We start from the raw sequence: 21,520 nt of genomic DNA, 5'->3' as shown, positions 1-21,520 counted from the left end.
TTTGCGAAACGCCACAACAGCGGCTTCTTCTTCCAGACTTAAAACAGTCGAGTGCGACTCTTTGGGGCCCATCGGTGCATCGTGGGTGAATTCCCGCTTCCGCCACTTCGCTACCGTTTTTGGATTAATCCCATGCCGCTTGGCCAGAACATTCAGACTCTCTTGACTATTTTGTATCGCTCGACGCACCGCCGCTGTCGTGCGGGCGCTTCCGTGTAATATCTGTCCCATAAATCATCCCTCCGTAGCTGGTTATATGTTACACCAGCACACCGTGGGACTAAACATCTAAGAATGGTAGTGAGGCAGTTCAGGATGGCTGGACTGGTTGGTATGAGGGTAGGCAAAAGAACATTTCTTTCAGATCTTATCTGTAGTAGTGTTTTTGTGCCGATATGATGATGGAGTAAAGTGATGGAAGTCAAATGAATAATCTGGAGGAAGTTCAGGGTATTGATGAACAGATTGCAGCGCTGCAAGCTAGGAAAAAGGAGCTGCTCGAAAATAAGCGTAAAGAGGTGCTTAAAGAAATCAAACGGGCTATTCAGATTTACGGTTTTACCGTGAATGAATTGGGCTTGTCGGGTAGCAGCAAAAAACGTCAGCCGAGGTATGCCAATCCGAATGATCCAGATCAAACCTGGGGTGGTGGCGCCAGGCCAAAGTGGTTGAAGGAATATATGGCCAGAGGCGGCAAGCTGGAAGATTGTCTGATCAAGAAAAATTGAGTGCTTCATGCATGAATTGCGGTGAAGTGGCGGATGGATAAATCTGGATCAGCTTTTCTGCCCCGCATTCTTTTTTTTAATGTGAACGGTTCCGGTATGGGGCATTTGAACCGTTGTCTCGCCTATGCTCGTCAGTTGCGTGAACAGGTTTGTCCTGTTTTCTTTTCTTTGAGTTCTGCTATTGAAATCATCGAAGAGATGGGATTCAAAGCAGATTATTTTGTTTCACACAATTGGTCTCGTGCAAGTTCGTCAGAATGGAATCGTGAGCTGTGTCTTCGCCTTGGCCTGATGCTGGAGCGTGTTCGTCCAGCAGCTGTTGTTTTTGATGGTACTTGGCCCTATCAGGGATTTATTCACGCTTGTAGAGAATACGGTAAAGCAAAAATTATCTGGTCGTATCGGGGGTTACACCAGGCCGATAAGATTAAGCCATTTTTGTATCCAGACATGTTTAGCATGATTATTCGGCCGGGCGAGGTGGGTGATGAATTCAGTTTTGAGGATGGTGATTTTGGCTGTCCACAAGTGCGTGTCCCGCCAGTTTGTGTATTAAAAGATGATGAGCTGCTGGATAAAGTGCAGGCCAGAGAAGCCATGGGGTTAAGCGAGAATGGACGCTACGCCTTATTTTCCCTGGGTGCCGGTAACATCAACGATGTTGAAGGTGTTGGGGTCGGTTTGATACAGCAGTTACAGAATGCGGGTTTTGAAGTTATTTGGGCGAATAATCCCATATCGGTTAAGGATGTTGTACTGCCGGAGGGTGTGCGGCCGGTTTCAGCATATCCTCTGGTTCGCTATTTACGCGCTTTCGATGTATTTATCGGGGCATCGGGTTATAACACGTGCTGCGAGATTGTTCAGGCTCAAGTACCTGCACTGTTGGTGCCGAATACAGATACGAAGCTGGATGATCAGAATCGGCGTGCGTATTTGGTGGCCAGGCATGCACCTATTATTGTTTCCAGGTGTGGAAACGAAAGTGAGAGGGAGGCTTCCGTTAGGGAGCTGCTGCAACTGGCAGGTATGCATATAGATCGCAAGTACTTGGTTCCAATGAATGGTGCTGCACTCGCGGCGGATACGATTCTTGCATTGGCGAATCGTTAAGATTATGTATGCGCTCATTGAAGAAACCCGGAGATTGAGACGCCAGTTGGCGGAGCTGGCTGATAACCCGGAATGGGCATTACTGGTGCGCTACGAACTATTGCCACAAAAGCCTTCCCCGGTGTGGCACCGGCGATTTAGCCAGCGAATGGGGCGATTGCTGCGCGTATCGGGATTGAGCCGTTCTTACTATCTTCGGCAGCGGTGGCGTACGGATTTGAAATATACAGGCGATTTGTCAGATGCCCGGACTTTGTTGATATGGGCCGAGGGCGCTGATCCTCAGCAAATACGCGAGTATTGCAATGGGTTTCAGCACTTGCTGACGGGGCGTGAAGATTTGTCGCCAGTATTAGTGACAGATGTAACCGATTTTGCTTTTTATTCACGCTTGGGGTGGCTGGTGGAATACCTCTCAGAACTGAGTGGTGAAGGAGCATCTTATCGGGAAAGAAAACGCCGTCACCTGGCCTGGCGGTATCGGGATGCTTTAGTAGTACCAGTAGCTGCGGGGTTATTGAATCCGCAGGAATGGCAGGAAATACTACATTTGAATTTTGGATAATGAATGCTTGGTAAAAATCGCTATCTGATGCTGACGGTGGATACGGAGGCTCTTCCCAGGCGAGCTTCGCAGGATCACGTCAAACGGTTGATGTGGGGTGAGCATGAGAATGGTACGGCAGGGATCCGTGAAATGGCGGCCATCGGTGATGAATTCGGTGCTAAACATATCTATTTCGTAGATTTGTGTGGGGCCTATTCCTATCTGGGCGAAACTCTGGAGGTGGTTCGTTGGCTGGATGCGATGGGGCAGGATGTGCAGCTGCATACGCATCCGGAATACTTGCCCAAGAGTTTCTGGGATGAGTATGGCTATGACAGCAAACCCCAGTACATGAATCAGTACCGGGATGATGCACGCGCGGAATTCGTGATACAGCATTTTGGGGGGCTGATTTTTCCAAGATTACCAGCAAGCCTGTACTGGCTCACCGGGCTGGTTCTTTTCGCTGGAATGCTCATGCAATCCGCGCCTTACACTCGGCGGGTATCCCGTTGTCCTTTAATAACTCCATGTGTGCTGTACGTGCTGGACAGTGTGTGTATAGCGTGCCGACCAATCAGCCATTTGCCTGGTCCAATGGTGTGATTGAAATTCCCATGACGGAGAAGGCCATTTTCCCCAAGGTGGGCAAGGATCAGTGGTGGGCGCGCTTGACGTACCCCGAATCCAGCTATTTTCATTTCAGCCCTTGGTGGGGGCGGTTATTGTTCAATATGTTCAGTAATAACCCGGATTTTGCTGTGTTGCTATTACATTCCTGGTCTTTATTGTATTGGGATGAAAATGGTCACGGGGTGTACAAGGATGATGCGCGCATTGAAGGGTACCGCAAACTATTGAAACGATTGAGTAAGGACTACGAAATTATCACTACGGCAGACTTTCTGGATTTGTATGCGCGTGGGATAATCACGACACCTGATGAGGTGGATTTGTCTTTAGCAGAATGGCTGCCGCCGCTATCTGTAAAAAAGAAAGCTGGTTAGGCATGACGCCAAACTTGTTGCAATCCTGTGTTGTTGAGCCCTGGTTGGCATTCAGTCGGCAAGTAACTTGTCGCTCCCTTGGTTGGCGGTTACATGCGGCGGCAGCCCGGCCGAGTTATGCAGCGGAGCAAGGTAGTCTATTGTATGTTGCTGCCAGTGCCAGGCCTTATCACATCAGCGGTTATACCACCCGTACCCACGAGGTGATGCGTGCGCTGCGTGATGTTGGTGTTCGGGTCCATGCATACACAAGGCCAGGTTATCCGTGGGATCGTAAGGATCGTCTGTGTGATGCGATGGGCAATGAGATAGTGATAGACGATATACGTTATGGCCATGCAACAACCCCCGCGAATAATCGACCCGTGCTGCTGTACGCTCTGCAAGGTGCAAAAACAGTGGTAAAACTGGCCAGGCAGCATCGGGTGGCTGTGATTCATGCTGCCTCCAATCATGTCAGTGCTTTGCCGGCATTACTGGCTGCCCGGCAATTGGGTATTCCCTTTCACTACGAAATGCGCGGATTGTGGGAGCTGACTCGTATATCACGCCAACCTGATTTTAAGGGTTCGCAGGCTTATCGGCAGGGATTGGCACTGGAGGAGCTGGTGGCCTGTCATGCGGATCAGCTTTTTGTTATTTCAGAGCAACTTGGCCACTATGTTCAGAAAAACTGGGATGTTTCACCGGAGCGAATCAGGTTGTTACCTAATTGTGTGGATCCGAAAAAATTTCAGATGGCTGATCCGGTATTGGTGGAGCCGGATACGATTGGTTATGCCGGTTCGTTGATCGGCTATGAGGGCCTGGATATCTTGCTGGAAGCCACAGCCGATCTGCTGAAACAGGGTAGAGCGATCCAGGTGCGCATCGCTGGCGATGGTGAGGCGCGCCAGGATCTGGAAGTGCTGGCGCAACGCTTGAGACTGAGACAGCAGGTGCAATTTCTTGGTCGTATGTCACCCGATAAAGTAAGGGAGATGATTGCCCGCTGTGCCTTGGTCTGTATCCCGCGCAAACCTTACGAGGTGTGTGAAATCGTGCCACCGATCAAGCTGGTGGAAGCGCTGGCCATGGGTAAACCGGTGATTGTGCCGGATTTGCCGGTATTTCGGGATGAAATGGGGGCTGATCTGACGGGTTGGTTTTTCCGATCGGGTGATGTAAAAGATTTGGCGCGAGTGATCCATGAAGCCTTGGCCCGGCCGGATCACTTGAAAAAATTGGGTGTGCGAGCGCGTGACTACGCTGTATCGCAGCGCAACTGGGAGAGATTTATGCCTCTCATTGTTGCATCGCTACCGAGGTGATTGTTGTTGAATAACTTCAGGATTGAAGCATCATGATTGGCCGTGTCATTCGCGGGATTGGTTCGCTTTATTACAATCATCCGGTGGCGCCAGAGGATGCTGAACTGGAGGGGCCTTTCGCAAAACTCAAGATTGCGCTGGTAGCAGATCATTTCACGACAGACTGTCTCTCCGTGGAATGCCGGGTGATGAGTCTGACGCCATCAAATTATCAGGAAATACTTGATACCTGGCAGCCTGATCTGGTGTTTGTAGAATCCGCCTTTCATGGTGCGAAGGGTAGCTGGCGTTATGAGTTGGCAAAGCAGCCGCGTTGGTTGCGATTGAAACAGCCACAAGCTATTTTTAAACTGGTGGAACATGCCCGTTCCCGGGGTATCCCTACGGTATTCTGGAACAAGGATGATGGTGCTTTCTTCGATGCCTTCATCCATGTGGCCAGTGCGTTTGATTTTGTGTTTACAACAGATGAAGCATGCCTTGCGCGCTATCGCCGTGCATTGCCGGCGGGGGTGCCCGTAAATGTACTGATGATGCCGTATCAGCCACGCCTCCATGCTTTCGATGGTTTTCATTTTAATCATCATACAGCGTGTTTTATGGGTAGTTATTACCGTCGTATCCTGAATGAGCGCCGCCGTTTTCTGGACATGATGTTCGGTGCAACAGAGCAAGCCGGGATGAAGATGCATATATTCGATCGTAATCATGGCCGGTTATCAAGTTTTATGGAATTCCGTTTTCCAAGGTATAAACATCTGGAGCTGCATCCTCATGTGATTCATAGTGAGACAGCCCGTGTTTATAAGAGCCATGTGATCTCGCTGAATGTGAATTCAGTAACCGATTCAGATACCATGGTGTCGCGCCGCCTGCTGGAGATTCTGGCTTGTGGTGGAATTGCAGTCACCAACCCCAGTGGATCGATTGATCGGTATTTTCGCGATTTTTGTCATGTAGTCAGTACGCTGGAACAGGCATGTGAGCTGTTTACACGTCTGCGCCATGGCCCATCGACAGATGACATGGCGCGTGCGGAAGCAGGTGCACGCTATGTACGCAAACATCATACCTGGGCGCATCGGCTGGGTGAGCTTGGCAGTGTCGTGAAGTTTTAGGATGCTGATGCTGACTGTGCTTTCCTATGCAGCCCAGGCTGTTTTCTTTCTGGTGGTGGTTTGTTTTATCTTGTATGTACTGCTGGAATTGCGCGTACTGGGGATTTCACGTCGGGTTGAGCGTCACAAACTGACGGAGCTGGTTTCCCAATTACCTGGTATGTTGGCATTGCCCGTCTGGCCACGGGTCAGCGTGCTGCTGCCTATCTACAATGAAGCAGCAGTGATAGTGCGTCTGATTGATGCAGTTTGTCGGCTGCAATATCCAACTTCCTCTCTTGAAATTCTGGTGCTGGATGATTCAACAGATAATACTTCAACGCTTGCCCAGGCACGGATTGACTATCATGCGGATTTAGGAGTTTCGATTCGTTACGTCCGGCGTGCGAGCAATGAGGGCTACAAGGCAGGCAATCTGCTCAATGGTATTCGCCAGTCATCCGGTGAGTTTTATGTAATTTTTGATGCTGATTTTATACCCCAGGAAGATTTTCTGCTCAGGACTGTTCCTTATTTTCAGGATCCACAGTTGGGGTTTTTGCAAACCGGGATCGGCTATGAAAATCGTGACGCTTCTTTTTTGACCCGCTTTCAGGCCATGGAAATGGGGCACCAGCAGTATGTTACGGTGGGTTTGAGCGAAGATGGAGACATGGCTTCTCTTTCCGGCAGTTCCTGTGTGTGGCGCAGAGCCTGTGTTGAATCCCTGGGAGGATGGAATGCATCCACAGTGACCGAGGATGTGGATTTAGGCTATCGGGCTCAGTTTGGAAACTGGAAATATGCTTATATGCGTGACGTGGTGTCAATGTCGGTGTTGCCTGAAACGACCAGTGCCTTCCGGGTTCAGCGGAAGCGCTGGGGCAGGGGATTGATTCACGGCGCTTTCAAGCACGCGCGGCAGATGTTCCGGCAACGTATGCCATTGATGCAACGTTTGCATGCGATCGCCATGATGTTTTCATCACTGTTGCTGGCATCCATTTATATATTGCTGCTGTTGTGTTTACCACTGAGTTATCTGGTTGATTTTGAAGGATTGGGAATCCATTGGGTAGCTTGGCTTTTTTTTGGTTTTGTAGCGATATGGGGGCTGAATAATGTATTTGCCGCACGTAAGGGAGCTCACATTGGGGAACAACGGGGTATTTTGCGCACTTTGTGGGAAACCTATCTTTACGTTGCTATGTTTTTGCCCATGGCGTGGTATTACTTTGCTGGTGGAATGCGTGCGTTGTTTGGAGTGCATGGTGATTTTCATCGTACGCTCAAGGGGGGAAGCAAAAAAAGTGTTATCAGACCACCCGTCCATAAAATTTTGTGGATGGGAGATGGGTTTTCATTTGGTTATTCTGCAATAACTTTGTGGGTGGCAATCCAGAAGGCAAATTACTTTCTGATTCCGATCAGCGTGACGGCTTGTCTGGGTTTTGGCATGATGCTGGTTGGTTTTTGGCAAGAAGAACGTTCAATCAAATAAATGACTGAGATTAAAAATGATACCGGGATGCCGCAGGAATTCAGGAGAACAATTAACCTGGAGCAGTGTGATAAACGGGTATTGATTACGGGAGCGACCAGTGCAATTGGCGCTGCTCTGGCACAGACCTATGCTCGCCCTGGTGTTGTTTTGTATCTGCACGGCCGCCGACAGGATCGTCTGATTCAGGTTGCAGCTGATTGCGCCGCATGTGGTGCCCAGGTGATTACGCAATCACTGGATTTGTGTGATTTGTCAGCTTTGCATGACTGGCTGAAGAATCTGGGTGCACTGGATGTGGTGATCATTAATGCTGGCATGAATACGCATGTTGGCAGCCAAGGCGAACCCGAACCTTGGGGTGAGGTGGAAGCTTTGCTAGATGTGAATCTGAAAGCTTCCATGCTGATTGCTCAATCTGTTTTGCCTGCGATGCGGGAGCGTGGTACGGGTCAGATCGCGTTCATGAGCTCCCTGGCGGGATATTTCGGGTTGCCCATGATCCCTGCCTACAGCGCCAGCAAGGCGGGCATCAAGGCTTATGGAGAAGCGTTGCGTGGCTGGTTGTCCCCCGAGGGTATTCATATCAATGTCATTATGCCCGGATATGTGGAATCCTCCATGTGCGATGCCATGCCGGGGCCTAAACCCTGGGTATGGTCACCGCAACAGGCGGCTTTGGCAATTCAGCGTGGGCTGGCGCGTGACCAGGCACGCATCAGCTTCCCGTTTCCATTGAACTGGGGTACCTGGTGGCTGGCCGTGCTGCCGGCAGCGTTATCGCACCGGATTGTACGCTGGCTGGGCTATGGTGCCTGAGTCGGAATTTATTTCGATATTAGCGGCTTTGCTGACGGGCCTGATGTTGTCGGTGGGGATAGAACAATTCATGATACCCCGTCCGCCATTGCGGCGACACTGGGCTGCCTGGGCATTACATGGCGGCTTGTGGTTATTGGCTTATGCTCTGATAGTTTTGCTGCTGGGGCGCCCCTGGTTTTCAGCGGCGGTGGTATCGGCATTCCTGCTGATGCTGGTACTGGTGAACAATGCCAAGGTTAATGCACTGTATGAGCCTTTTGTTTTCCAGGATTACGAATATTTCACTGATGCGATTCGTCACCCGCGTCTCTATATCCCGTTTCTGGGCTGGGGCAAGTTTCTCGGTTCAGCTACTGGTTTTGTTCTGGCCGTGGCTATCGGATTCTGGGGTGAATCAACCCCGGCTCAGCGATGGATGTTGTCCGGGCAATTGGGGGCAATTGTTGTAATTTTTTTTCTTGGCTTGTTGCTCTTGCTGGCGGGAAGGCAGAAGAAACTTCCGGTCAGCTTTAATCCGGAGCGGGATGTCTGTGCACTGGGTCTGCTGGCAAGTCTTTGGCGTTATGCTGAAGAGGAGCGCGCACCTTTGGCTGCGGTATCTCCTTTTGGTTTTCATGTGCACAGAAAATCCGATAATGACTTGCCGCATCTGGTAGCAGTTCAGAGCGAATCTTTCTTTGATCCGAGGTCACTTTATCCGGGAATTTTTTCTGGAATGCTTGCCGAATTTGATCGCCTTAAGGGTGATGCTATGGCCTATGGAAAATTGAAGGTTCCCGCCTGGGGAGCCAATACGGTACGTACCGAGTTTGCCTTTCTTTCCGGAATTGGCGATGACAAGCTGGGCGTTCATCGTTTTAACCCTTATCGAGCGATTGCGGCTGCCAGTGATGTGTCATCACTGGCAGCATATCTGAAATGTCTGGGTTATCGCACAATTTGTATACATCCTTATCCGGCAAGTTTTTATCGGCGCAATCGAGTGTATCCGCGCCTGGATTTTGACGAATTTATGGATATACGTACCTTTGACAGGATGCAGCGCTATGGCCCTTATATTAGCGACGCTGCCGTGACTGCAAAGATCATGGATGTGCTGACAAAGGCTCGGGAGCCGGTGTTCATTTTTGCCATCACTATGGAAAATCATGGACCACTACATCTTGAGCGCGTGGCGCCTTCCGATATCAACGAGTTGTATTCCGTGCCGCCGCCACCTGGTTGCGACGATTTGACGATCTACCTGCGCCATATACGTAACGCTGATCGAATGGTCGCCGACTTGCGCCGAGGGTTAGAACAATGCGAGCACCCGGCTAGTTTGTGTTGGTATGGCGATCATGTCCCAATCATGCCCGTTGTATATAAAATCTTCGGCAAACCTGGCCGAGATGTGGAGTACGTATGCTGGAGCAACCAGCACAAGATGCAATCCCGGCACCATAATCTTGATGCAAATGATTTGGCGGTGCATTGGCTTCGGGCAATTGACCTTATCAAATCCGATCATCACTGATCTGATAATTTTCAATTTATGTTTTTCACTGCTATCTGTAGATAAGGTGGAAGAAGCATGATTTTGACATGCCGGGATTTAAGCGTAAAATCAAGTTATTGAAGTTTAATTGTACGGGATGGACAAATTCTGAAAACAAAATTAAATGATTTGTTTATACCGGAGCAGTTGCAACAAGTTTATTCCCTGCGGTGTTTGTTAAGGCTTGCGTTCTTTGAACCAATTCTTTGTATCTGGCTGCTAGCCAATGGTTGCTGTTGTGCGCACTCTGTTTACAGAGCGCGCCTGATGCGGCCGGCGGGCGGCCACTCTTGAACCTGTGGTTCAAGATAGCAGCCTGACGGCACTCGCGGGGATCCTCTTAGTCAGAAGTTTTGATTCTCTTTAAGTTTTATCTGTAAAAGCATGCGTTTCTGGCTGATGAAATCCGAACCATCGGAAATGAGTATCGATGGATTAGCTGCGAGACCGGAACAAACCGTTGCCTGGGATGGCGTACGCAATTATCAGGCACGTAATTTCATGCGTAACCAGATGCAGGTGGGTGATCTGGTTCTTTTCTATCACTCAAGCTGCCCCGAGCCGGGGATTGCTGGTGTTGCGGAAGTTTCCCGGCTTGCCTACCCTGATGAAACACAGTTCGATCCCGTCAGTAAATATTTCGATCCGAAAGCTACACGCGAAAATCCGCGCTGGTTCAATGTTGAAATCCGGTTTGTCAGAAAAACCCGGCTGCTTTCCCTAAAAGAGTTAAGAAGCTACCCTGAACTGGCAGGGATGCGCATCCTGCAAAAGGGCAATCGGCTGTCCATTACCCCTGTTGATCCGGCGGAATGGAAGTTCATCGAGGCAAAGCTGTGAGCAGTGATGCTGCCGTATATTTGCCTGTTCCCAACATTTCTAGGCTTGCTTAAAACTACCGACGAGGTATCCCTGGCATGGAAGCATGGCTGGTTTACCTGCTGACAGGTGGAATAGTCGGTTTTCTTGCCGGGTTGCTGGGTATTGGCGGTGGCCTGGTGATGGTGCCGGTGCTGGCTTCCATTTTCATATCTTTGGGCTTCCCGGATGACCGTGTTTTGCACATGGCGCTGGGAACGACAACAGCAATTATTACCCTGACCTCAATTTCCAGTTTGCGTGCACATCATGCCCATGGTGCAGTGAACTGGTGGGTTGTGCGCTACATTTCTCCCGGAATTGTCGCTGGCGCACTGGCCGGTTCAACTTTAGCCAGCCATCTTTCAAGCCAAATATTGAGTATTATTCTCGTCTTGTTTATCAGTTTTGCAGCCACACGGATGTGGTTTAACCTCAAACCAGGAAAAAATTATACGTTGCCGGGAAAAATCGGCATGTTTGCTGCAGGCGGTGTAATTGGCGCAATATCCGGCCTGGTGTCTATCGGGGGCGGGATGCTGACGGTACCTTTTCTTGTGGCTTGTCAGATAAGGTTACATCATGCCATTGGAACGGCTGCTGCAGTCGGGTTTCCAGTAGCGTTAGCCAGTGCGGCAGGTTATGCTGCCAATGGTTTGTTGCAAAATCAGCAACTGCCGGATTATTCATTAGGATATATTTATCTGCCCGCGCTGATTATAGTGGCGCTGACGAGTATAGTAACTGCGCCGCTGGGAGCCAGAACAGCATATATTCTTCCGGCAGCATCACTCCGGAAAATTTTTGCAGGTCTGCTTTATTTGCTGGGGGTTAAACTTTTACTGGATTTCTGGAATTAACAGATTTTCAATCATCAGAAAATTTTTTCAGATTATGACTGACACTTTGTTGAAAAGCGGGCTAACGGATATTCCGGAATATTTCGAGCGGAAGATGCTGCATGATGAACTGAATGCAGATGTCTATGAGCTGGTTAATATTCCGTTGCAGCTTTCTCATCTGGTCTTGCTCTCTGATAGGCAGTGGGTGAACAGGGAGCGCGGGCTGGTTATTGAGTTGTGCAAACATTTCGATATCCGGATTCTCAATGGCGCTTTTGATCAATTAAGTGTTGAGTTGGGTGATTTTCATCTGCGCTGGGAACGGCATACAGAATACTCTACCTATACGTTCTACAGGGAAGGCCCGTTTGATGAGCCCTTTGCCCAGCCAGCCATTGCGTATGTTCCGCAGGAATGGCTGGCGAAATTACCTGGAGAATTGCTGGTTGCAACGCATATTGTGTTGGAAGATCGCAGGCGCCCCGGCCGCAGTATGAGTGAACTGGCTACCTTGTTTTCATCCAATACCGTCATCGGCTCTAAAGTCTCGGCAGGCAGCGCCAGTGTCTGGAGTGATAACCAGATCCATCCGGACGGGTTTACCCGTTTTCTGGTGCACGATGATAACTTGCGCAGTCGCCAGGTTGGCAGGCTGGTACAGCGGTTGCTGGAGATTGAAACTTATCGCATGCTTACCATCTTGCCATTGTCCATGACGCGCGAAATCATTCCTCAGTTGGAGCAATACGGAGACCAGCTGATAGAGTTGATGACGACCAACGCCACACCCAATTCGATTGAGGATGAACAGCAGTCGTTGGTGAAGCTGACTGCGCTGGCCACAGAAATCGAAAGAATATCAGCTCAATCCAGTCATCGTTTCAGTGCATCACATACCTATCACATCATCATGCAGCAGCGGATTACCGAGCTGCGTGAGGAACGAATTGAAGGCCTGCAAATGCTGTATGAATTCAGAAAGCAGCGGGTCACCTCTGCCATGAGCACCTTTGATCTGGTGCGATCTAAACTTGATACGCTGTCATTGCGTGTGGAGCGGGCCACTTCCATGCTGCGTACACGGGTGGATATTTCGATGGAATCACAGATTCGTGATTTGCTCAAATCGATGGATGCCCGGGCCTACCTGCAACTGCGGCTGCAGGAAACTGTGGAAGGACTGTCAGTGGTTGTGTTGAGCTACTATCTGCTTGGCATCACGGGATATGGTCTGCGAGCCGCCAAAGCAGCAGGATTGGATATTGACATAGAGCTGATGACCGGTATTGCGATTCCAATTGTCTTGACAATCGTGTTTTTTGCTATCCGGAGATTTCGCCGGATAGTGAGTAAAGCTACCTCAAGATCTGCTTCCAGTAGCGGAAAAAAAGGTGCCTGATGTAAAACTTACGGAAGGAGAGAAAAATGGATGATAGCAAAAGGAAATTGACGACCAGTGCCGGTGCACCGGTGCCGGATAATCAGAATGTCATGACTGCCGGGCCGCGTGGCCCGATGTTACTGCAGGATGTCTGGTTTCTGGAAAAACTTGCGCATTTTGATCGTGAAGTGATTCCCGAGCGCCGGATGCATGCCAAGGGCTCCGGTGCTTACGGCACCTTCACCGTGACACACGATATTACCCGTTACACGCAGGCAAAAATCTTTTCGCAAATCGGTAAAAAAACTGAATTGTTCGTCCGCTTTTCCACGGTGGCGGGGGAGCGTGGCGCTGCTGATGCAGAGCGGGATATTCGCGGTTTTGCCATCAAGTTCTATACTGAAGAAGGCAATTGGGATTTAGTGGGGAACAATACACCAGTATTTTTTCTGCGTGATCCGCTGAAGTTTCCGGATCTCAACCATGCCGTGAAACGGGATCCTCGTACTAATCTGCGCAGTGCACGCAATAACTGGGATTTTTGGACATTACTGCCGGAAGCTCTGCACCAGATTACCATTGTCATGAGCGATCGCGGTATTCCTGCGACGTATCGGCATATGCATGGTTTTGGCAGCCATACTTTCAGCTTCCTCAATGCCCAGCGAGAACGATACTGGGTGAAGTTTCATTTCAGAACACAGCAGGGTATCAAGAATCTGACTGATGCCGAGGCGGAAACACTGATTGGCGAGGATCGGGAAAGTCATCAGCGTGATCTGTACGAAAGCATTGAACGCGGCGAATTTCCACGCTGGACCTTATTTGTGCAAATCATGCCGGAAAGTGATGTGGCCGATCTTTCTTATAACCCGTTTGATCTGACCAAAGTCTGGCCACACAAGGATTACCCATTGATTGAGGTTGGTGTGATGGAGTTGAATCGTAATCCGGAAAATTATTTTGCCGAAGTTGAACAAGCGGCATTCAATCCGGCGAATGTCATACCAGGAATCAGTTTTTCACCAGACAAAATGTTGCAGGGACGACTGTTTTCCTATGGTGATGCGCAGCGCTATCGCTTGGGTGTCAATCATCACCAGATTCCGGTCAATGCACCACGTTGCCCTTTTCATAACTACCATCGTGATGGCACTATGCGCGTTGATGGTAATCACGACAGTACGCTGGGATATGAACCGAACAGTTATCAGGAGTGGCAGCAACAGCCCGGGTATGCAGAACCCCCTCTGGCACTAGAAGGCTCAGCCGCTCACTGGAATCATCGTGAGGATGGAGATTATTATACCCAGCCGGGTAATCTGTTCCGGCTCATGAGCCCCGCGCAACAGCAGATACTGTTCGACAATACTGCGCGTGCTATCGGTGAAGCCTCCCGTGAAAGCCAGCTCCGGCATATTATCCATTGTCTGAATGCAGATAGAGCTTATGCTGAAGGAATTGCCAGGGCGTTGGAAATTCCAATGGGTGAAGTGGGGTAGATCTGAAATAGATTTACGATTGGCGCTGCGAGGATGCTCGTGCTGCTCAATATAAATGCCACAGCCAGAGCGCCAATGCCAGTATCAGTCCGAGTAGGGCGACTGCCAGATTCACCAGAAGCCCCCATTTCGCCGTATAACCCGGCGGGAACTCATCCGGCGTAAGCGTTTGAAGGACAATTGCATACTGGCGGGCAGCATGGGCGGAGGTAATTGCACCCAGAACAATGAAAGCCAGGCCCAGCCATAACATACCTGTCAGCTGGCCTGGGCTGATAATTCCTGGTGAAATGGCGAGCGTAAGCTTGCCTGCGCGTTCCACCACGAAACCAAACGCAATCAGTGACAGGCTGGTACGGTTCCAGGCAAGTAAAGTGCGCTCAGCAGCAAATAATACTCTTGGGTCTTTCAGATTTGACATGATTTTCTCCCCGGTAGCTTGATTCTGTTACCGGTTATCACATAGCTATTCATGATGTGTATTTCGCTGATCCGGTATTCACCAGGTTCCATTCGATTGCCCGGCTGCGCCAGTGATCTTCGATTGTCTGGACAAATTCCCGGTTGACCAGTTTGGCCCGGTTTTCACACCAAAGGGGCGAATCACAGCGAATGACAATACCTTCAACTTTACCGTTACGGTAGCGGCTTTCTGCATCATTCAGTAATTGAATCAGCTGATCGAGTGTTACTTTTGTGCGTTTCAGCAATGGCACAGTAGTGAGATTCAACTGTCGAGCCAATTGATTGCGTCGTTCAACGCTCCAGAATTTTCCTGCTTCTCGATCATAAACATCAAACAGCAGGAACCAGTCCGACAGCTTGTTGTAATCGAGTGAATGCCGGGCCGCACACCATTCCCCAAACAGGATCAGTTTCGGTGTCAGAGTTTGTCTGAGAGCTTCTCCATGCTGACCAAGCCAGCTGTTCAGACGAGAAAATTGGCCGGCGAAAGGTTGTGGCAGATATTGACCTCGGTTTTGCGCGCGCAGCTCACCATGTTCATCCAGAGAAATACCCAGATTAGCACCATCCAGTTTTTCCTCAATCAGCACTTCATCCTGCAGCAGCATGGCAATTTCGGAATCGGATAACAGCTTGTCATCTCTCGGCTGGCCTTTTCCCAACCAAAGCAGGTGAGGGGTATTAGGGAAACGGAAGAATTCGGTCATGGTTATCTCCTGTTGGCCTTTTCCGCGTGTTTGGCGCGAGACCAGTCTTCAATGATAGGTTCCAGTGATAACCCCGCTTGTAGCAATGCTTGTTCCCAGTCATGCCAATCGGTATCACCGGCGAAGGCGATAGCGCTTTCTCCATAGTGCTTCATAGCTTCCAGTGCGGCGGCGACCATTTTTCGATCAGCCAGATCGTGTACCACTAAATCCAGCGGTGCTTGTAATATGGCATGGCCGTCAGCATTGTATTGAATCTCCACATTATCCACGGCCAAAGTGCTCCATTTATGGATGACAACCTGAATCCCGTAATCGTTGAATCCGAGCTTGTTGTCATATTCTTCCTTGATCTTTCCGGCTGAATCCAGCACCAGCCTTGCCGGGCTATTTTCAAATTCAACTAGCCATTGCCATACCTGGAACTGCAGTGCGGGGTCTTCCGGTGTTGTGTCGATATCTTTCGGCATAACGGGATTCACCACACTGGCAAGGATCAAGATATTGGTATCGACCACATATCGTTGCTTCACTGATTAATTTTGTTCTTGCTGGCGGGCAAGCATTAGCCGGGCTTGTTCGCGTGTTTCGCCCAGTGCGTCGCCAAAGAAGTGTTGTGGCCAATTGTTTACTCGGCCAAATTCATCCACTTTTAGTTTCCGTAATATTGCGTTATCTGCCACTCTTTCCACAAACAACATGGCAATCTGTTCTGCCGATGTTTCTTTCCGTGCAATCAGTGTTTGCATTCGACGAAACAGATGTTCTGAGTGTGTTTCCACGATGAATTGAATATGGCGTGACCGACTCAGCCTTACAAAGAATTCTGCTAGCACTGATTGTGCCAGCGGGTGCAGGTGGACTTCAGGCTCTTCCAGAATCACGGTGCTACCTGGAGGTGCAAAATAACCTGCAGTCAGCACAGGCAGGATTAGCGGGATGCCAATGCCGACATCGCGCAGATTGGCGGCAATGCCATCCTTATGCACTATAATTTCGTAACGGGACGAACGGCCAAGCTGTTTGATGGTCAGTTTTTCTGCCACTTTCATCCGTGCCAGCCAGTAAGAAATCCCATCCAGAATTTCATTCTGTTTCCCATCTTTGCTCAATGCACCGGACAGTAGGACATCGATAGTGCGATAGCCATCACTTCCAATTTGGCCGGGTGTGGTTTTGTTCCAGACGTAATCCCGTTCTGGTTTGCGCCGGAACGGGCCAAGATAGCAGATATTTTCCAGCTCACGCCGGATGACAAGGCTCAGATCTTCAGCGATAGCACCATTGCTGCCCAGTGTGGCGATCGCCTCGGCAGGAAGTGCAATGGAGCGTTCAGGTGCGAGATTCCTGTCTTTAGCGCATGGCCGGGTTTCATCAGCAATAAAGATGGCATAGTTTTCTTTTTCCCTCCGTACCGCACGAAAACGGTGCGCGCCGGTGGAGAGTGCCAGCTCTTGAATGACGGCGGCACCCACTGCAGTTTGTCGATAGCTGCAGGAAAATCGCCCTTCGTTTACCCGTGACTGTTCATATGCCTCAAAAGCAAATGTAATTGAAAATTCGCGTGGAGATTGTGTGCCACGTTTCAATACATCATCGAAGCTGCCAAAATTAAACAAATCATTAGTTTCATCGCCCCCCAGGTTGAGGTGAATCAAGCGATCCGGGGACTGCACCGTTTGCTTCAATAGCAGCAGACTCTGAATAAGTGAAGATTTTCCGGATGAATTGGTGCCCAGTAATACAGTCACCGGTTTTAGTGCGATCGTCCCGGTATCTTCCCAGGCTTTGAAATTGATTAACCTTAAAGAAGTGAACATAGATTGGATTTATTTCCTGTCGTCATATTCTGTTGATTCTATCGGATCCTGCAAAGCCTGTTTATGGTACTGTTTTTGAAGTTTATAAAACTGTCGAGTGATTCAGTAAAGTATTAGCCGGGTCTATAATGCAACAATTGAATAACAGCGTACAGGTGAATTGAAAAATGGAACGTAGAAAACTGGAATTGCCGGAAAATGGTAAAAAATTGCTGCTGCATTCCTGCTGTGCACCCTGTTCGGGTGAGGTGATGGAGGCCATCATGGCTTCCGGGATTGATTTTTCCATCTTTTTTTATAATCCAAACATCCATCCGCGCAAAGAATACGATTTACGCAAGGATGAGAATATCCGTTTTGCGGAAGAGCATAGCATCCCGTTTATCGATGTTGATTACGACAGGGATGAGTGGTTCAAGCGAGCAAAAGGTATGGAAATGGAACCGGAGCGGGGCATCCGCTGCACTATGTGTTTTGACATGCGGTTTGTACGCACAGCGCTGTATGCCTATGAAAATGGATTTGATGTTATTTCCAGTTCACTGGGTATTTCCCGCTGGAAGAATATGGAGCAGATTAACGACAGCGGCGTAAGGGCCGCTGCGCAGTATCCCGGCGTTACCTACTGGACTTATAACTGGCGCAAGCAAGGAGGCTCCGCACGCATGCTGGAAATTAGTAAACGGGAGAAATTTTACATGCAGGAATACTGTGGCTGTGCTTATTCACTGCGCGATACTAATAGCTGGCGGGAAAAAAATGGCAGGGAACGCATCCGGATTGGAGAGAAATATTATGGGAACACGGCTAAACCGGGTGAATAGATTTGTATTCTGGGCCGGGATGACGAAAGATTTCTTATGTGCTCACTCTATGTTGCTATCTCAGCAATCGTTCTTTGTAAGAACCTGTTTATGCTCTTCTGGGCGATAGCGTTAAAAGTGCCAGGTGGATAAATTGCAGGCTGGTATTGAGTTTGTGCTCGCAGCGCTTCCATAATCGCCGGCATTTTCCCAGCCATTAAAAAGTTCGTTTCATAATCCAACGCTTGGGAATGGCCGCAAAAGTGTGCAGTTCATTTCTCCTGGCGATCTGCGCCGTGATCACCTCATCACCCCAACCTTCTCACACTTCCTGAGACTTTGAACAGATTCTTAAAACAACTTAGGATAATTCAATACGGGTAACTGATAAAAACTTGTATTATTGTATTTTAATAAATACAATAAGAATCATTCTTACTATTGATTGCAAAAACTACTGCTGGTAAGTAATAGCCTATCTGCCAGACGGTTAATTTATGAGAGCGATACATTTATTTCTCTTCGCTGGCAGCAGAGGTCTGAATGGTTTTCCAGGTATTCTTCCGCATTAACAATTCTATAGCTCGCCAGCCCGTCTTGGGCAAGCCAGCCAACTTTTACCCGATATATCGGGAATATTGGCTATGAGCAATATCAATTATAGTATTCCAAGTATCGTTGCGTCCCAACTGGATTGCGCAGTGCTGTCGCGAAGTGGCGGATATTCTGCTTCGCGTGAATCTGACTCATATGGCGCAAGAGGCAACATACTCATCACCACGCCAAGGCTATTTGGTCAATCCGCATGAAATCGTACGTTGCGCCAGGAGCGGAGAGTTATATCCGTCGAAAACCACTCATCACCGGTTCCCATTTGCAACATATCGGTGTCGATGTTACAGGGCGAGACAATCATATCTGCTTTGTCTGTACCCGCCATGTGTTTAATCCCCAACATGAAACCATGTACGGCAACAACTGGTAAGCAATATTTAGACTATGAATAAGGATTTAACGTGAAGAGAGCTATTGGTAATTATGAAAATTAATTTATGCTCAGTAATCGCTGCATCTTTATTGATATTCTGGATTCAGCTGGCGGAAGCTGAAACTGAAACTGAAGCCGATCAAGCTGAGGCAGGACAAAAACTCCCCGCTGTAACGGTGACTGGCGAACGGATAGGAAGTTTCAACTCCGATTTTGTCCAGGTTGGAACATTTCGGGATATGGCACCAATCGATGTACCACAGACCAGTAATGTGATCACACGAGAAGTGCTTGACGCACAGGCCACAACCGGCATATTTGGTGCATTACGTAATACGGCGGGGGTTACACGTTCGCAATTAAACGGTTCGACTTACGACAATATTGCGATTCGCGGCATTCTTGTGGAAAACCGCAGTAATTATCGGCTCAACGGATCTTTGCCGATCATTAACCTGATTGATATCCCGATGGAGAACAAGGAGCGTGTTGAAGTACTCAAAGGCGCTTCATCACTATATTATGGTTTCGTCCCACCATCCGGTATCGTCAACCTGGTAACTAAACGCGCGAGTAAGGATCCTGTTTCAAACGTTTCGTTGATGGTGAATATGTATGGTGGCGCCAATTCGCATATTGATCTGGGGCGGCGCTTCGGCAGCGAACAACAGTTCGGGGCACGCATCAATCTTCTTGCCGGGCGCGAGGATATCGGCATCCGCAACTTTTCCGGTCACCGCGCCCTTGTTTCGGGCGCTTTTGACTGGCGGGTCACGGATAAACTTTCCCTTAAATTGGATGTAGAGCATTACCGTAAGGAGGTTTCTGAACAGGCAGCAATTCGAGCTCCTGCAGCAATCAACGGCGTCATAACCTTACCACCTGTTCCGGATGCCCGCCGCAATCTCGCTGGAAAATGGCAGAAGTATGATGCCGAGGCAACTAACCTGCTGCTTCGTGCAGATTATGCCATAAGCGACAATTGGGGATTGCTATTCGAGATCGGTAGGGCGGAAACCAGGCGGGATCGCAATTTCTCCCAGTTTCAGGATTACAATCTTGTTACCGGCGCGGGTACCTTGCGTACCTTCTTCAACCGTGGCCAAAATTGGGATAATCAGAACATTCGCACCGAAGTATTTGGACGATTTCCTGGTCAATTCATTACCCATGAGGTTTCTGTGGGGTTTACCGGCAACGAACGTAGACAGAATCCTCGCACTTCATCCACATTCGATACCGCGCAGAATCTATACAATCCCATTGATATTGCACGTCAATCTCCTACCACTCCATTTAGTGCAAACCGATCAAAAATAACGGATTTAGGCTTGTATATATCCGATCGGATCTTGATTGGTAGCAAGTTGCAAATCATGCTGGGGGCACGCGGTAGTTTCTATAAGAGTGTTGCCAAGACTACTCATTATAAGGCCGACAGGATTAATCCGTCGTTATCCTTGATGTATAAGCCCATTCCCAACGTATCAATGTACGCAAGCTATATTGAAGGCGTAGAGGAAAGCGGACAAGCGCCCGCCAATCGCGCCAATAACGGGGAAATCCTGGCGCCAGCAGTATCAAAGCAAAAGGAAGTGGGTGTCAAGGCACTTGTCGCGCAAGGTATATTGCTCCAAGTTGCATACTTTGACATCAAACGCGCTTCGACAACCGTAGATGCGGCCAATCGTTTCGTTCTTAACGGCATGGCCCAATACAGCGGCTTTGAGTTATCAGCCTCTGGCGAGGTGACGAAACAATTGTCGCTCATCGGATCCGCGCTGTTTATGGAATCGGAACAATTGAACAAAGCCAATGCCGAGACATTTGGCAAAATACCGGATAACACACCGAAACGTACTGCCAGCCTCTTCGCAGAATACCGTCCGACCAGCATACCTGGATTAGCGCTCAGCAGTGGCGTGTATTACGTAGGGAGGCGGCCCGTGAACAGTGCCAATCAGGCCTTTGTAGATGATTATGCAATACTTTCTCTGGGCGCACGTTACACGACCCGCATTGCAGGCAAGCGCGCCACGATTCAGGCAGTCGTGGATAACGTAACCAACAGTAATTATTGGAGTACTGCAGGTAACGGATTACTAGGCGTTGGCGCACCTGTTATGTTCAAAATTGCGTCTCGGGTCGAATTCTGATTGCCAGGCGCAAGAGAGTGTATTCAGGAGGCCAGACAAAATGTATCCATCGGCATCTTCTTTTGAGTAGTAGAGCCAGGAAGGCCAGGTGGATAAATTGCAGGTTGGTATTGAGTTTACGCTCACAGTTCTTCCATAATCGCCGGCATTTTTCCTGCCATTAAAAAGTTCGTTTCACAATCCAACGCCTGGGAATGGCAGGAAAAATGTGCGGTTCATTTCTCCTGGCGATCTGCACCGTGAGATCACCTCACCCAAACACAATCTGACTGCCTCAGTAAATGGTTGGGCTGTGTAGCTAGCTAGACGGCAAGCATACTTAATACGCGGGACAGT

General features: G+C 49.1%; 22 protein-coding genes, 1 other RNA gene and 3 pseudogenes. 19 read left to right on the top strand and 7 right to left on the bottom strand.

Features of this window, described 5'->3' with window-relative positions; genetic code table 11:
• Nucleotides 1–231, bottom strand: a pseudogene (locus ABF86_RS01255) (IS481 family transposase); the annotation flags it as partial.
• 194 nt (nucleotides 232–425) lie between these two features.
• Between ABF86_RS01255 and ABF86_RS01250 the strand changes: the two are divergent.
• From ABF86_RS01250 to ABF86_RS01185, 15 genes are all read left to right on the top strand, one after another.
• Nucleotides 426–728, top strand: a complete 303-nt coding sequence (locus ABF86_RS01250) for an H-NS histone family protein (RefSeq protein WP_011635008.1) — start codon at nucleotides 426–428, stop codon at nucleotides 726–728.
• Between the two features lie 33 nt (nucleotides 729–761).
• Nucleotides 762–1,841 carry a glycosyltransferase gene (locus tag ABF86_RS01245; RefSeq protein WP_011635007.1) on the top strand — a complete coding sequence of 360 codons (1,080 nt, stop codon included), beginning with the start codon at nucleotides 762–764 and terminating at the stop codon, nucleotides 1,839–1,841.
• A 4-nt stretch (nucleotides 1,842–1,845) separates the two neighbouring features.
• Complete coding sequence (locus ABF86_RS01240; protein WP_074685260.1) at nucleotides 1,846–2,406, top strand: hypothetical protein; 561 nt, start codon at nucleotides 1,846–1,848, stop codon at nucleotides 2,404–2,406.
• A 3-nt stretch (nucleotides 2,407–2,409) separates the two neighbouring features.
• Nucleotides 2,410–2,994, top strand: a complete 585-nt coding sequence (locus tag ABF86_RS12515) for a hypothetical protein (protein ID WP_204987551.1) — start codon at nucleotides 2,410–2,412, stop codon at nucleotides 2,992–2,994.
• Nucleotides 2,955–3,395, top strand: a complete 441-nt coding sequence (locus tag ABF86_RS12510) for a hypothetical protein (RefSeq protein ID WP_204987550.1) — start codon at nucleotides 2,955–2,957, stop codon at nucleotides 3,393–3,395. Before ABF86_RS12515 ends, ABF86_RS12510 begins: the two co-directional genes overlap by 40 nt.
• Nucleotides 3,396–3,397: 2 nt before the next feature.
• Nucleotides 3,398–4,705: a glycosyltransferase gene (locus tag ABF86_RS01230; RefSeq protein WP_074685258.1), complete on the top strand. Its 1,308-nt coding sequence runs from the start codon at nucleotides 3,398–3,400 to the stop codon at nucleotides 4,703–4,705.
• Nucleotides 4,706–4,737: 32 nt separating this feature from the next.
• Nucleotides 4,738–5,823 (top strand): glycosyltransferase, encoded by a 1,086-nt coding sequence (locus ABF86_RS01225; RefSeq protein WP_074685256.1) that lies wholly within the window; start codon nucleotides 4,738–4,740, stop codon nucleotides 5,821–5,823.
• A gap of 7 nt (nucleotides 5,824–5,830) precedes the next feature.
• The gene (locus ABF86_RS01220; protein WP_240142180.1) at nucleotides 5,831–7,303 is read left to right on the top strand and encodes a glycosyltransferase; all 1,473 of its coding nucleotides are present in this window, start codon (nucleotides 5,831–5,833) and stop codon (nucleotides 7,301–7,303) included.
• On the top strand, nucleotides 7,304–8,122 hold the full coding sequence (locus ABF86_RS01215; RefSeq protein WP_011635003.1) for an SDR family NAD(P)-dependent oxidoreductase: 819 nt from the start codon (nucleotides 7,304–7,306) through the stop codon (nucleotides 8,120–8,122). It begins immediately after the preceding gene.
• Nucleotides 8,112–9,641 carry an LTA synthase family protein gene (locus ABF86_RS01210; protein ID WP_074685252.1) on the top strand — a complete coding sequence of 510 codons (1,530 nt, stop codon included), beginning with the start codon at nucleotides 8,112–8,114 and terminating at the stop codon, nucleotides 9,639–9,641. Before ABF86_RS01215 ends, ABF86_RS01210 begins: the two co-directional genes overlap by 11 nt.
• Nucleotides 9,642–9,821: 180 nt before the next feature.
• A non-coding RNA gene (gene ssrS, locus ABF86_RS01205) (6S RNA) lies at nucleotides 9,822–10,001 on the top strand.
• Nucleotides 10,002–10,046: 45 nt separating this feature from the next.
• Complete coding sequence (locus ABF86_RS01200) at nucleotides 10,047–10,502, top strand: EVE domain-containing protein (protein WP_074685250.1); 456 nt, start codon at nucleotides 10,047–10,049, stop codon at nucleotides 10,500–10,502.
• 77 nt (nucleotides 10,503–10,579) lie between these two features.
• Complete coding sequence (locus ABF86_RS01195) at nucleotides 10,580–11,380, top strand: sulfite exporter TauE/SafE family protein (RefSeq protein ID WP_074685248.1); 801 nt, start codon at nucleotides 10,580–10,582, stop codon at nucleotides 11,378–11,380.
• A gap of 34 nt (nucleotides 11,381–11,414) precedes the next feature.
• Complete coding sequence (locus ABF86_RS01190) at nucleotides 11,415–12,761, top strand: DUF3422 domain-containing protein (protein WP_074455792.1); 1,347 nt, start codon at nucleotides 11,415–11,417, stop codon at nucleotides 12,759–12,761.
• A gap of 26 nt (nucleotides 12,762–12,787) precedes the next feature.
• A complete protein-coding gene (locus ABF86_RS01185; protein ID WP_074685246.1) occupies nucleotides 12,788–14,245 on the top strand; it encodes a catalase in 1,458 nt (485 codons plus the stop codon).
• A gap of 46 nt (nucleotides 14,246–14,291) precedes the next feature.
• Here ABF86_RS01185 and ABF86_RS01180 read toward each other — a convergent pair whose 3' ends face one another.
• From ABF86_RS01180 to ABF86_RS01165, 4 genes are read right to left on the bottom strand one after another with little or no spacing between them, the layout of a single operon-like run.
• A complete protein-coding gene (locus ABF86_RS01180) occupies nucleotides 14,292–14,666 on the bottom strand; it encodes a DUF202 domain-containing protein (protein WP_011634998.1) in 375 nt (124 codons plus the stop codon).
• A 49-nt stretch (nucleotides 14,667–14,715) separates the two neighbouring features.
• Entirely contained in the window at nucleotides 14,716–15,417 is a 702-nt protein-coding gene (locus ABF86_RS01175) for an RNA ligase family protein (RefSeq protein WP_074685244.1), read from the bottom strand.
• 2 nt (nucleotides 15,418–15,419) lie between these two features.
• Nucleotides 15,420–15,950, bottom strand: coding sequence for a hypothetical protein (locus ABF86_RS01170; protein WP_074685242.1), 531 nt, complete (start codon nucleotides 15,948–15,950; stop codon nucleotides 15,420–15,422).
• A gap of 3 nt (nucleotides 15,951–15,953) precedes the next feature.
• Nucleotides 15,954–17,237, bottom strand: a complete 1,284-nt coding sequence (locus ABF86_RS01165) for a DUF3696 domain-containing protein (RefSeq protein ID WP_074455797.1) — start codon at nucleotides 17,235–17,237, stop codon at nucleotides 15,954–15,956.
• Between the two features lie 167 nt (nucleotides 17,238–17,404).
• Here ABF86_RS01165 and ABF86_RS01160 point away from each other — a divergent pair, with 167 nt between their 5' ends.
• Nucleotides 17,405–18,061, top strand: a complete 657-nt coding sequence (locus ABF86_RS01160; RefSeq protein ID WP_074685240.1) for an epoxyqueuosine reductase QueH — start codon at nucleotides 17,405–17,407, stop codon at nucleotides 18,059–18,061.
• Between the two features lie 88 nt (nucleotides 18,062–18,149).
• On the opposite strand, the pseudogene ABF86_RS01155 reads toward ABF86_RS01160, so the two are convergent.
• Nucleotides 18,150–18,344, bottom strand: a pseudogene (locus tag ABF86_RS01155) (IS5/IS1182 family transposase); the annotation flags it as partial.
• Nucleotides 18,345–18,684: 340 nt separating this feature from the next.
• On the opposite strand from ABF86_RS01155, the gene ABF86_RS01150 reads away from it, so the two are divergent.
• The 3 genes from ABF86_RS01150 to ABF86_RS01140 are packed head-to-tail and all read left to right on the top strand — an operon-like array spanning nucleotide 18,685 to nucleotide 21,184.
• On the top strand, nucleotides 18,685–18,849 hold the full coding sequence (locus tag ABF86_RS01150; protein ID WP_160803422.1) for a hypothetical protein: 165 nt from the start codon (nucleotides 18,685–18,687) through the stop codon (nucleotides 18,847–18,849).
• Nucleotides 18,846–19,025: a hypothetical protein gene (locus ABF86_RS01145; protein WP_143032857.1), complete on the top strand. Its 180-nt coding sequence runs from the start codon at nucleotides 18,846–18,848 to the stop codon at nucleotides 19,023–19,025. Before ABF86_RS01150 ends, ABF86_RS01145 begins: the two co-directional genes overlap by 4 nt.
• A gap of 53 nt (nucleotides 19,026–19,078) precedes the next feature.
• Nucleotides 19,079–21,184 carry a TonB-dependent siderophore receptor gene (locus tag ABF86_RS01140; RefSeq protein WP_074685238.1) on the top strand — a complete coding sequence of 702 codons (2,106 nt, stop codon included), beginning with the start codon at nucleotides 19,079–19,081 and terminating at the stop codon, nucleotides 21,182–21,184.
• A 58-nt stretch (nucleotides 21,185–21,242) separates the two neighbouring features.
• Here the strand turns inward: ABF86_RS01140 and ABF86_RS01135 are convergent.
• A pseudogene (locus tag ABF86_RS01135) lies at nucleotides 21,243–21,472 on the bottom strand (IS5/IS1182 family transposase); the annotation flags it as partial.
• Between the last annotated feature and the right edge of the window lie 48 nt (nucleotides 21,473–21,520).

Origin of the sequence: Nitrosomonas sp. GH22 (genome assembly GCF_009833115.1) — a bacterium.
Lineage (GTDB): Bacteria > Pseudomonadota > Gammaproteobacteria > Burkholderiales > Nitrosomonadaceae > Nitrosomonas > Nitrosomonas eutropha.
Note: the sequence above shows the minus strand (reverse complement) of the source record. Positions and strands in the feature narration are given on the sequence as shown.

Excerpts from the sequence above, each read along its gene's own strand:
- ABF86_RS01185 (WP_074685246.1), top strand. The coding sequence starts at position 12,788 with ATGGATGATAGCAAAAGGAAATTGACGACCAGTGCCGGTGCACCGGTG.
- ABF86_RS01195 (WP_074685248.1), top strand. The coding sequence starts at position 10,580 with ATGGAAGCATGGCTGGTTTACCTGCTGACAGGTGGAATAGTCGGTTTT.
- ABF86_RS01150 (WP_160803422.1), top strand. The coding sequence starts at position 18,685 with ATGAGCAATATCAATTATAGTATTCCAAGTATCGTTGCGTCCCAACTG.
- ABF86_RS01250 (WP_011635008.1), top strand. The coding sequence starts at position 426 with ATGAATAATCTGGAGGAAGTTCAGGGTATTGATGAACAGATTGCAGCG.
- ABF86_RS01145 (WP_143032857.1), top strand. The coding sequence starts at position 18,846 with ATGAAATCGTACGTTGCGCCAGGAGCGGAGAGTTATATCCGTCGAAAA.
- ABF86_RS01165 (WP_074455797.1), bottom strand. The coding sequence starts at position 17,237 with ATGTTCACTTCTTTAAGGTTAATCAATTTCAAAGCCTGGGAAGATACC.
- ABF86_RS01210 (WP_074685252.1), top strand. The coding sequence starts at position 8,112 with ATGGTGCCTGAGTCGGAATTTATTTCGATATTAGCGGCTTTGCTGACG.
- ABF86_RS01190 (WP_074455792.1), top strand. The coding sequence starts at position 11,415 with ATGACTGACACTTTGTTGAAAAGCGGGCTAACGGATATTCCGGAATAT.
- ABF86_RS01160 (WP_074685240.1), top strand. The coding sequence starts at position 17,405 with ATGGAACGTAGAAAACTGGAATTGCCGGAAAATGGTAAAAAATTGCTG.
- ABF86_RS01245 (WP_011635007.1), top strand. The coding sequence starts at position 762 with ATGGATAAATCTGGATCAGCTTTTCTGCCCCGCATTCTTTTTTTTAAT.
- ABF86_RS01180 (WP_011634998.1), bottom strand. The coding sequence starts at position 14,666 with ATGTCAAATCTGAAAGACCCAAGAGTATTATTTGCTGCTGAGCGCACT.
- ABF86_RS01200 (WP_074685250.1), top strand. The coding sequence starts at position 10,047 with ATGCGTTTCTGGCTGATGAAATCCGAACCATCGGAAATGAGTATCGAT.
- ABF86_RS01215 (WP_011635003.1), top strand. The coding sequence starts at position 7,304 with ATGACTGAGATTAAAAATGATACCGGGATGCCGCAGGAATTCAGGAGA.
- ABF86_RS01230 (WP_074685258.1), top strand. The coding sequence starts at position 3,398 with ATGACGCCAAACTTGTTGCAATCCTGTGTTGTTGAGCCCTGGTTGGCA.
- ABF86_RS01140 (WP_074685238.1), top strand. The coding sequence starts at position 19,079 with ATGAAAATTAATTTATGCTCAGTAATCGCTGCATCTTTATTGATATTC.
- ABF86_RS12515 (WP_204987551.1), top strand. The coding sequence starts at position 2,410 with ATGCTTGGTAAAAATCGCTATCTGATGCTGACGGTGGATACGGAGGCT.
- ABF86_RS01220 (WP_240142180.1), top strand. The coding sequence starts at position 5,831 with ATGCTGACTGTGCTTTCCTATGCAGCCCAGGCTGTTTTCTTTCTGGTG.
- ABF86_RS01240 (WP_074685260.1), top strand. The coding sequence starts at position 1,846 with ATGTATGCGCTCATTGAAGAAACCCGGAGATTGAGACGCCAGTTGGCG.
- ABF86_RS01225 (WP_074685256.1), top strand. The coding sequence starts at position 4,738 with ATGATTGGCCGTGTCATTCGCGGGATTGGTTCGCTTTATTACAATCAT.
- ABF86_RS01175 (WP_074685244.1), bottom strand. The coding sequence starts at position 15,417 with ATGACCGAATTCTTCCGTTTCCCTAATACCCCTCACCTGCTTTGGTTG.